This is a genomic window from Lysinibacillus sp. BSL11 (assembly GCF_052928325.1).
Map to the genome: position 1 here is coordinate 255142 of NZ_JAVGCX010000004.1, position 11396 is coordinate 266537.

At 36.2% G+C, this 11396-nt stretch carries 5 protein-coding genes; 4 read left to right on the forward strand and 1 reads right to left on the reverse strand.

The window, feature by feature from the left end; translation table 11 throughout:
* Positions 1-82 precede the first annotated feature (82 nt).
* The 4 genes from RCJ95_RS06775 to RCJ95_RS06790 all read left to right on the forward strand — a co-directional run bounded on the left by RCJ95_RS06775 (position 83) and on the right by RCJ95_RS06790 (position 8629).
* Entirely contained in the window at positions 83-4072 is a 3990-nt protein-coding gene (locus RCJ95_RS06775) for a cell wall-binding protein (RefSeq protein ID WP_446722058.1), read from the forward strand.
* Positions 4073-4272: 200 nt separating this feature from the next.
* Complete coding sequence (locus tag RCJ95_RS06780; protein ID WP_446722059.1) at positions 4273-5340, forward strand: CAP and S-layer homology domain-containing protein; 1068 nt, start codon at positions 4273-4275, stop codon at positions 5338-5340.
* Between the two features lie 221 nt (positions 5341-5561).
* Positions 5562-6473, forward strand: coding sequence for a C40 family peptidase (locus tag RCJ95_RS06785; RefSeq protein ID WP_446722060.1), 912 nt, complete (start codon positions 5562-5564; stop codon positions 6471-6473).
* A 233-nt stretch (positions 6474-6706) separates the two neighbouring features.
* Positions 6707-8629 carry an N-acetylmuramoyl-L-alanine amidase gene (locus RCJ95_RS06790; RefSeq protein WP_446722061.1) on the forward strand — a complete coding sequence of 641 codons (1923 nt, stop codon included), beginning with the start codon at positions 6707-6709 and terminating at the stop codon, positions 8627-8629.
* A gap of 396 nt (positions 8630-9025) precedes the next feature.
* Here the strand turns inward: RCJ95_RS06790 and RCJ95_RS06795 are convergent, their stop codons facing one another.
* Positions 9026-10996: an S-layer homology domain-containing protein gene (locus RCJ95_RS06795; RefSeq protein ID WP_446722062.1), complete on the reverse strand. Its 1971-nt coding sequence runs from the start codon at positions 10994-10996 to the stop codon at positions 9026-9028.
* Between the last annotated feature and the right edge of the window lie 400 nt (positions 10997-11396).

Consider the following 11396-nt stretch of genomic DNA (forward strand, 5'->3'; position numbering starts at 1 on the left):
ACACCGATACTAAAGTCATAAATTCTAAATGAAAATGAATACAATCATTTTCCTATACATAAACGATGAAAGGGTGGTTCGATTGAATCGAAAATTGACAGCAGGGGTCATAACGGGTCTCTTATTGGTACCTACGGCTATAGCGAACGCACACGCACAGGACAACGAAGGACAGTCGCACATCTCAATACAATCAGAAAAGGTAGCTTATGCAAATGAGGTTGCAGCAACTATAGCAAGGGAACAACTTATTGCACAATTTGGCAAGCTATCAGAGAATTCATCAGATAATGAAATGGTTATTGCAGATGGTGATATAACGATTGTACAAAATTCAGCTGATTTTAATGCCGATGAAAAAGCTTTTATACAAGCGAAATATGACTATGTAGTTAAGCAACGACTACTGTTAAAGAAGCTTAAGGAAATTAGCGATAAGATGGGTACTATTTCATATACCAGCAAAACATTTATACACGATGTGAAAAATGTACAAAGCCAATATGAAACATTTTTAGGAGATGAATCAACAGCGACATCTTATCAATATGTGCAAGACCAATTCAACCAAGTTGTTCTTGCTGCACTTAATAATGGGGCGAAGGATATTGCCTCAACAGTTCGTGGCACAGTGTTGCAATATGGCTATGATGAAGCAGCACGCAATGTCTATTTTAAAGGCAAGGGAATGGATGTTGACAAGTTAAGTAAGCTGAAAGTGGACGTAGCAAAAGTAGAACCGGTCATTACAGAATTAGATCAGTTAGTTGAGTTATTGGAGAAATCTACGGATTATTCAGCTATTTCTCCTGGAATGAATAGTTTTACCACGAATTATAATGCGCTGACAGCAGAGCAAAAGAAAGTGGTCGAAGCTTATAATCCAAATGATGATAAAATCACACCTTTTAAGAAGTATAAGGATGCCTTGTCAGGTTTATCTGCTTTAGATAAAGTGACTTCCAGCATTGTACAGTTAAAAGGTAAGCAGCCTGCAGATTTCACTTCAGCCTCAAGCTTTATTAGTGCTGTGACGGCTGTTGAGAAAGCCTACAATAGTCTGGATGCAGCCTCCAAACAATTATTAAAAACGGAATATGAAAGTATTGCACAATATCTTAAAGCAGCAAATATTTCGAAAAGCATTTCAGGGTTGCGTGTATCCAAAGAAGATGTATATCGTACAACAGTCAAAGACATAAAAGCGGAATACGATCTCTTAACGGAAGGTAAAGGTTTTGTTAAAAACATAGGAGACCTAGATCTGGCGTTAGCAAATATTGCATATGCAGAGGATATTGAAGGAAAGATTAAAGCCATTAATGTTGTAGAAGAAGCTAATAAAGTAGCTGCTATTAAAGCTGCACGCGAAGCCTATAATAATCCTTCAGGCACAAATATCAATGCGTCCAATGTTAAGAAAATCGTCAATAATCTAGCAGAGCTCACAGCGTGGGAGAAAAATTTAGGTGCTGCCTTAAAGGTAGATAAGCTAATTGATAGCCTTGATCCAACTGCAAAAACCTTTGAAAGTAAGACGCTTTCAGCTTGGACTGCCTTTAACAAGCTAAGTGAAAATGATAAAAAGTTAGTGCAGGGAGCAACAAAGTTAATACTGTTTCAAACATACGCAGAAGCATCGAAAACGATTAATACATTAAAGCCGACAACTGACTACGGTACACAGCTTACCAAGTTGAAAGAGACAGTGGAGAAATTAGATACGACTTTGCAAGGGCATGAAACAGCTCTTACTAATTTGAAAACACAGCTGCAAAACAAAATAGATGCTTTAGTTAAAGAGGAAGAAGCGGTACAGGCTGTTACAACGGAAATTGATATGTTAAATAGCAATATAGCTATTGAAAAAATATTGGATGCACGAGCTCACTATAATGCGTTATCATCAACAGCTAAAAAGCGTGTGACAAATATTAAAGTGTTAACAGATTTAGAGAAATCCTATAAATCGGTTGTTAATGTTATCTCTCAATTTGAAAAATTGGATCCTTCCTCTAAAAGCTATATTTCTAAAGCAAAATCAGCTTATACGGCTTATGCGAAGCTAGATGATAAAAATAAAATATTTGTCCAAAATTATAAAGATTTAAAAGATGTAATTCCTGCAATTGACGTAATGGTGCAAATTAGTGCATTAAGCCCTTCTAAAAAAACGTATAAAGATGATGTGGTAAAAGCAGATGAGGCGTTTAATAAATTGGGTGAATCTCTTAAGGCAAAGGTAGTAAACAGCGAGGATCTAACAAAAGCACAAGGCTATATCAATACGGCCAAAGCATTTGATGACCGTATTATAGCATTAGCAAATGAAGGCCCTGACACATTTGTCAAAAAGGTAGCCGAGCTTACATTAGAATATAAAGCAATGGATAAGAACGCGCAGAAGCTAGTGGAGCAAGCCAAAATGTTAAGCTCCTATGAAAAGGATAACAAAGCAGTAATCAAGGTTATCCAAATGATTGATGCCTTAAATCCAACAAATAAGGATTATACAAAAAAGGTTCTTGATGCACGTAAAGCCTATAATGCACTTGATCAAGTTTCCCAAAAGCGAGTGACAAACTATGCTAATCTCACTGCTGTAGAGGATGTTGCTTCCTTAATTGGTCTCATTGCGTCGTTGAAGCCAACAAGTAAAACTTTCTATCAAGATATGAAAACAGCGCGTGAGCTTTATGATGCCTTGCCAGCAGAGAAGCAGCAAGCGATCGTAAACTATGATGCACTGGTAGCAGCAGAAAATGAACAGGGATTAGCACAGAGTGTCGTCGAGCTAATTAAATTAACAGAAGTGCAAGATGCTGACTATTTAACGAAGCTGATGAATGCGCGTGTAGCATACGATAAGCTGTCATCTGACCAGAAGAAATTAGTGACGAATATTAAAGATTTAACAACACGTGAAAAAGCAGTGAAACCAATTTTAAGTGTGATGGTTCAAATAAATGAACTAGATCCAGAATCAACAAGCTTTGTTAGTAAGGTAAACTCAGCTCGTAAAGCGTATGATAAACTATCGAAGGATCAAAAAAAATACATCGATAATATTAATATTCTCTTAAAATTTGAGCCTGTCTCAAGTGTGATGGAATTGATTAGTAAACTAAAATCTTCAAGTAACACATTCCTTCAAGATACATCGCGAGCACGCTCACTTTACGATGCACTACCTGGCGATATGAAGCAATATGTGACAAACTACTACTTATTGCAAGCAGCGGAGTCTAGTATTTTAGGTGCTGGTAATGTCATGCAAATGATTAATGACTTACCATCCGTTGATCCAAAGCAATATGTGAAACGTATCCAAGAAATCCGTGCTGCTTACAATGCTTTACCAAAGGATCAGCAACGAGCTGTTCAAAATTATAAAGTGCTACAAGATCAGGAAAAGCTAATAAAGCCTGTAATGAGTATTGTAGAAGATATAGACCGATTACTAACGGCAAAAGATATGAATAGCCAATACCAAAAGATTTTAAAAGCCTATGATAAGCTCAATGCTGATCAACGACGCTATGTTTATAACGACCAGCTATTGCTTTCACTAGATAATGTTATAAAGGTTTATAATAATATTGCTAAATTGAATCCAAAGGATAAATATTACTTTGGTATGGTGGAAGCGGCGCGTAAAGAATATGATAGTTTGAATACGACAGATAAACAACGTATCTCCAATTATGCTCTTTTACTCGAAGCAGAGAAAAGTTTAGCTGATGTGAAGAAGGTTGTGGAGATCATAGCGGGACTGTCTCCAAGCTCTTCAACGTATATTGAAGATGTGGCGAATGCCGTTGCTGCCTATAAGGCATTGGACTCTAAAATTAAAGGACAGGTCATTAATGAGGATGTCTTAAAGCAGGCTGAAAAAGATGTGGCTGCCGTTCTCAAAGTTGTTCAAGCGATTGGAAATATTGATCCAGACAGCTCCTCATTCGAGAAAAAAGTGTTAGCTGCTCAAAAAGATTATAGTAATTTGTCAATTGAGCAACAGGGCTTAGTGTATAATTACCGCATTCTAGAAGACTATCTTAAAATGATTCAATAGTATGATAAAAAAGGAGTTTTCCCAATCAATATAACGGGAAAACTCCTTTTATAAGTAAGAAAAAATGAATCCTAATATTAATTTCCAAAAAAGTGAAACTATATCATCTGAAATTCGTATCTTATAGTATAAATGGTCGCTTTGATTGGGAGGTACCATTTCATACATTTTCATTTTGCCAACGTGAGGAGGTCGCCCTGTTGAAAAAATTATTGAGTATAATGGTACTTTCAATAGCTGCAACCGTAGGAAGTTTAACTAGTTTTAGTCAAGCAGAAGCAGCATCTACTAAGGCAGTAGATGTGACAAATTCATACTGGGCAAATGCCTCAATTCAACATATGCTCACAAAACAATTTATGACTACATATAACGACAACACTTTTAAGCCAGAGCAAGCTATTACAAGGGCAGAGGCTGCTGCTGCCATTGCTCGTTCTCTTCAAACAAACCTGGACATTGAGAACCCTTTAAAATTCAAGGATGTTCCTACAACACATCCATATTATAAGGAAATTTGCCAGCTTGTTAAACTGGGAATCATTCAGAAGAGTGATGCCTTTCATCCAGAAGAGCCTTTAAAGCGTATGCAGGTGGCAAAAATGCTAGCTCTTGCGTATCAAATAAGGGTAGATAGCAAAAATAACAGTCAATTTGCGGATATTACACGTATGCATTGGGCAAAAGATTATATCGAATCCTTATCAGATATCGGCATTATTGGTGGGGTGGATGCTAAACATTTTGCTCCTGACCAATTGGTAACACGTGCACAGTTTGCTGTATTTGTTGAGCGAAGCATGGCTTTTCAGCAAAAAATTAAGGCATTGGAAGTAGCCTATGACTATTTAGCAAAGGATTATATCCCAACTGTTAACCTTTCTTCTGAGTGGTCTAAAAAGGTAATTGAATTAATAAATGTTGAAAGACAGAAGAATAAGCTAGAACCTGTTGCTTATGATTCGGAGCTGACACAAATTGCCATTATCAAAGCACAGGACATGGTAAATCGCCATTATTTTGAACACGTTTCCCCATTTTATGGGGCACCTTGGGATTTAGCGACATTATTTGATTACAACTATACAAGTTTTGGAGAGAATATTGCTAGAAATATTAAAACACCTGAAATTGCTGTTAAGGCATGGATGGCTTCACCTAGCCATCGAGATAATATTTTAAAAGAGCACTATACGAATACAGGTGTTGGAATAGCACAGGATAGCAAAGGAAATTACTATTGGGTCCAAATGTTCTCTAGTCAATAAGTTGTTGTGTAACAAAGAATCGCTAATATTACAGAAATGTTACGAAAGTTCCAAATTACGATAAAAAAATCCCCTTTTTAACGCTGGAAATACCACCAAACGTTGGTATTACAGCGTTTTTTTGCTGTCTAAAACCGTTACACAATTGAAAAATAACATTCGCCTCTTTTGTGATAGTCTATGTATAGGCAAAAAAGTTTTGAGAGGGGTATAACAAAAGTATGAATAAGAAATGGTTATTACCGATTTTTGCATCATTTATGTTATTTTCAACTACTAATATTAATACTGCTGAAGCAGCGTCTAAAGCAGATTTAACTGATACAGCTTCTAAATATTTAGGTGTTCCATATAAATACGGCGGTACTACAACTAGCGGTTTTGATTGCTCTGGCTTTACTTCTAAAGTATTTTCAGACTTAGGTATTCAATTAAACCGTACGTCAGGGTCTCAATATCAACAAGGTACTGCAGTTGCCAAGAGTGATCTTCAAGTTGGCGATTTAGTATTTTTCAATACAAGTGGTAGTGGTATTTCACATGTGGGGATATACATAGGTGATGATAAAATGATCCACTCTCAAACTGGTCAAGGTGTAAGCTACTCAAATGTTAATGACCCATATTATTGGGGCGATCGTTATGTAGGTGCTAAACGTGTGGCAACATTTGATGCTCAACAACAAGCTGAAGTAAAGCAAGCAGCTATTGACTTTTCCGTATATGCTTCTCGTGCAGAGGTAGCAGTACAAATTGCAAAAGCTTTAAACTTAGATACATCTGATACTACTACTAGTTTCGTAGATGTAAAACCTACATATGCTCATGCAGGTGCTATTGCAGCTGTAGCAAAATTAGGTATCTTTGAAGGCGATGCAAATGGTAAATTCAACCCGTCTTCACCAATTACGCGTGCACAAATTGCTAAAGTATTAGTGCTAGCATTTGGTCTTGAAAATAATGGTAGAAGTGTAGCATTTAGTGATGTGCCTCAAAAGAGCTGGGCTAATGAATATGTTTCTACTCTAGCATCTAATGGCATTACAAATGGTGACGGAGACGGTAGCTTCGGTTCTGATGAATTACTAAAAATCGAACAATTAAAAGTTTTTATTGAAAGAATCCAACAATAAGTTCATAAAGTTAACACTTTAATGGTGTCATAGATTGCAAGAAATGATCTTTTGAATAGCGTATAATGGAAGAAGGGTTTGCAATAGCAGACTCTTCTATTTTTATGATAATTTTGTAGGAAAGGATGTGAATTGGAAAATTAAAGTTTAACAGTTCTATTGTATGATGCTTTATTTAGCTAATTTTGTTAAAATGGACACGTTAAGAGAACAAGAAGGGAGGAAATAAGACATTGAACATCAAAAAAATTAGTCTTATCTTGTGCGTCTTATTCATTTCGGCTTCTATGTTTACGATACATAGTGCAAGTGTCAGTGCAGCTAACAATTCAAATATAACATTTGAAGATGTTACTAAAAATCACCCAGCCTATGAAGAAATCAATTATTTAGTAAATTTGGGGGTAATTCAAGGTTACTTTGTGAATGGTAAGAGAGTCTTTGGCCCAAATAATAGTGTAACAAGAGGACAAGCAGCTAAAATGGTTGTTGTTGCCTCTGGTAATAAACCATTAGTTGTAAATAAATCTAGCTTTTCAGATGTTACAGTTGGCACTGAAATGTCAGGTTATATAGAACGTGCTGTACAGCTAGGATTTTTCGACAAAAATATAAAAGGTCAATTCTTACCAAATAAGCCTCTAACTCGTGGAGAAATGAGTTATGTATTAACAAAGGCTTTTAATTTAGATACTAGTGAGTATGAGGGAATCGACTCTCCTTTTACTGATGTAGGAATCACACATGAATATGTGAAATACATCAATACCATCTATTATAATGGCATAACAAACGGAACAGGTAATACGTATTTACCTAATAGCACTGTAACACGTTCTCAATTCTCATTATTCGTTGCACGTGCAAACAGTGAAAAATATCGATTAGAGCTTCCAGTAAAAGGTGTACAAGTTCCAGATACATCACAAGTCATTGGCTTAGTGAAGGTCACTACAGATGGGTTAAACATCCGTAAGACAAAAGATTCTACTTCAAGCACGAACATTGTAGGCAAAGTCAATACAGGCGGTAAATTATCAGTCTACGCTGTTGAAAGTAATTGGCTAAAGGTTACTTATAAAGGCTCATATGCCTATATCTATAAGCAATATGCAGAATTTGTAGATGCAGATGGCAATGCGTTAGGAACAGTCGAAAAAGAAGTAACGACAAAAAATGCTGTCAATTTATATGTGAAGCCTACATCTTCAGCAAAAGTCATTTCATCGATTAAAGCGAACGAAAAACTTCCTGTTTACAAAACAATTGGTGGCTACTACTTAACACAAGTAAATGGTTTACCAGGTTATATTGTAGCGAATAGCACTACGGATATTGTGGAAGAAGAAAAGCCAAATCCAAACCCAAATCCAGATCCAACACCACCAGTTTCTGGTGATGTGCTAGGTAGAGTCACAGTTGCTAATTTAAATGTTCGCAGTCAAAGTAACTCTACATCAGCCGTGTTATTTAAGCTGAATAAAGGAGAGTATGTCCAAGTTAATAACATCAATGGTTACTGGGCAGAAATCACATATAATGGCCAATCAGGCTATGTCCACAAGTCTTATTTGAAGCTATTAAATCAAACAGCTAAACCTTTACAAAATCGTATTATCATCCTAGACCCAGGTCATGGTGGTAAAGATCCAGGTACAGTAAAGGGCTCTGCTTCTGAAAAGAACATTACATTAAAAGTCAGCACACAAGTGAAACAATTACTAGAGAATGCTGGTGCAAAAGTTTATATGACACGTACTGGTGATACGTATCCATCATTACAAGATCGCGTAGACTTTACTCAAGCAAACTATGGTGAAATTTTTGTAAGTGTCCATGTCAACTCTGCTGCTAATACGTCAGCGTCTGGTACTGAAACATATTATGCAATATCTACAGGAGATATGTATCAGGAAGACATAGATTTAGCGACATATGTTAATAATCAAATTGTCAACAATTTAAATATGAAAAATCGTGGTGTTAAGCAAGAGCAATACTACGTGATTCGTAATATGGTGATCCCATCTATTCTAGTAGAACTTGGTTTCTTAACGAATGCAGAGGATAACAGTAAAATGACAAATGATCAATACGTTAAATTATTTGCAGAATCTATTTATAATGGTATTTTGCAATACTATAAAAAACAATAATTGATTAAGAGACGATTCCAAAGGTGTACTAGCCTTTGGGATCGTTTTTCTTATTCTCTATATACCCATATAAGAAAAAGACAAACTAATTGATAGAAATGGCTATAAAATTTCCTCTAATCGTACAAATAATAGCTAAATTGATTGCTACGGCTAGCTAGTATGAAAGATAAGGAAAAGACACTTTTGCAAATATGATTGGAGTGGAGCCAGCGTCACAGATGAGACCCTGGAGCGAACGAAAGAGTGAAGCGGCTCATCGGACGTCCCCTGGAAAGGACACTGGCGGAACGGAAAAAACCTCCTGCCTTATGAAAAGGCATTTTTCTGCTAGTGACTTTATATTTTTCAATAACAGTAAATGGCTGTCTCATCTATAAGAGACAGCCATTTACGTTATTTCACGGTATTGATGAATTTAATATAATCCTTACTTATATATCCAGGTTCAGTGTATAGTTTATCTGAAACAATTTGATACCAACCATTTGAGCTTGTATCTGTAACGATGACAGGCATATTACTTTTACTAAATGTGAAGAGTGGACTTTGACTTGTTGATGCATCTGCACGAACATTTAGTCCAGCAGTTGTTGTGAGAGCGATTTTATAAGGATTATTTGCATCTTTAAAGCCTAAAGCTTTTTCTGCACGATAGTAATGTCCTGCAATTTTTGCGCCCCAGAATGGATCTGAAGCGTATTTTACGTTGAAGCCGATAGCCTTAGAACCGACAACTGCGCCATTCGTATAACGTCCACCTGGCGTAATATAATTTGGCTGAAGGAATTTTTCAACTAGCTCATTAATATTGGCTTCCACACTCTCAAACTTCTTATTTAGTGGATTTGTATCATAGACATATAAACCAAATAGATTGTTTAGATTTTGAGCGTGATCACTCATACCATAGGCACTCTCATGCTGTGCTAGGGATAAAATAAGCATAGCATTGATATGAGAATTTGCTTCCACTTCTTTTAATACAGAGCCTAAACCAAGTAGTTTACTTTTAGTTGTGGCATTTTTATAAATCGAAGCACCTGAGCTTTCAACCTCTGCTAATTTTCCCACAATATATTGATCTAGCTCATCTGCTGTATATTGAGTTGTTGCACGAGCTGGTAAGAATTGATAGTAGTTATAGGCTTCTCCTTTTGAAGAACCATCAGCATTGGTAAAGTTGATGCCATCCCAGCTAAAGTATTTCTCACCCTGCTTCATAAAGCCAGGGGCCTTGCCATACACGTAACTAGCAGAATATTTATTAGTTTTATAATCATATAAGGTATGTTTTATTTCACCGTACTCATTTGTGTAATAAGAACGACCTTTTACTAGAGCAGAAGGAATTAAGGTAACGTCAGCCTGCTTTAAATAGCCAGTATGACCAGCTAAGCGTACTTTTACTTGTGTGGCATCACTACCTAGATACTCCATTTCTGTATTACCAGCAACTGCGATTTGATCCTTAATCGTTTCAGAATTTAGAGCAACATAATTATTCGTTACCACATAGCCTGAAGTCATTTTAATAATTTTATCATTTTGAGTAATCACTAATGAACTAGTCGTCATCGCCTTTTCAGCTGCTTCAAAGCTAGTAAAGGTTTGTTTGTCTACCAAGTTACCATTGGAAACTTCTTTGACGATATATGCGGTAGTATTACCGTTATTACCAGTATTATTGTTGTTCCCATTATTAGTAGTATTACCGTTATTTTCGGAGTTACCATTGTTTTCATTTTTACCAGCGTCAACCTGATCAGCAAGAAGAATTAATCGTAGAATAAATGTCGATGCCTCACCAATTGTGGCATTGTCTCTTGGTAAAAACATGCCATTGGAGCTTCCTTTAATAAGTCCTAATTGTGCACCGATTGCAACATCCTGACGGAAATCTTTAAAAATAGTTGCATTGTCTTTGAAGGTAATAGAAGAAGTACCTTTTGGTATTTTTAAATAATCAACTGCTCTGATTAGCATCACTGCCATATGCTCTCTTGAAATACGGTCATCTGGCTTAAATGAGCCATCCGTATAACCAGTAATAATTCCAGCAGTAGCGGCAAGCTTAATTTCATTTGCAAATAAATATGTGTCTGACACATCTGTAAACGTTATCTTGCTCTTTGTGTCCAAATTTAACGCTTTTGCTATGTATGTGGCGAATTCACCGCGTGTAACCGTAGCATTTGGACGATAGCTTCCATTTGCATCCTTCAGTAATGCATCTTTCTGAATTAAATAGCGTAGACCACTTTCATGCATATGTCCTGATAGCTCGTCTGCATAGACAGATTGAGGCTGCCAAATGACTAGACTAACAAGCATCATGAGCAACATAAAAATTGATAGTTTTTTCATAGTTTTACCCTCCTAAACTGATATCATTTTAACAAAGTTACACAATCAAGATAAGGGTCAAATGTTAGAAATACCATAAAATATACCAGCGTTTTATAGGCAATAAGTATGCTTTTATAATTTGATGTGAGAGTTAGTTTTGAATAGGGGAAGGAAAGTGAACCGAAATTTATATGAGTTTCTTCTATTATATATGTCATTTGTGTTACCCCAAAAAATAATGCCGTACATTGCTTACTAAGAAACAATGTACGGCATTTTATTGAAGTAAATATTAAAGCATTTCTGAAGTTGTTTTTGCTTGCATATGCAGTTGTAGGTAGTCTGGGCCACCTGCTTTTGAATCTGTACCTGACATGTTGAAGCCACCAAATGGTTGGTAACCAACGATTGCACCTGT

What these genes read in the sequence shown, in the direction of transcription:
- RCJ95_RS06785 (WP_446722060.1), top strand. Translation starts at nt 5,562, where the DNA reads ATGAATAAGAAATGGTTATTACCGATTTTTGCATCATTTATGTTATTT.
- RCJ95_RS06795 (WP_446722062.1), bottom strand. Translation starts at nt 10,996, where the DNA reads ATGAAAAAACTATCAATTTTTATGTTGCTCATGATGCTTGTTAGTCTA.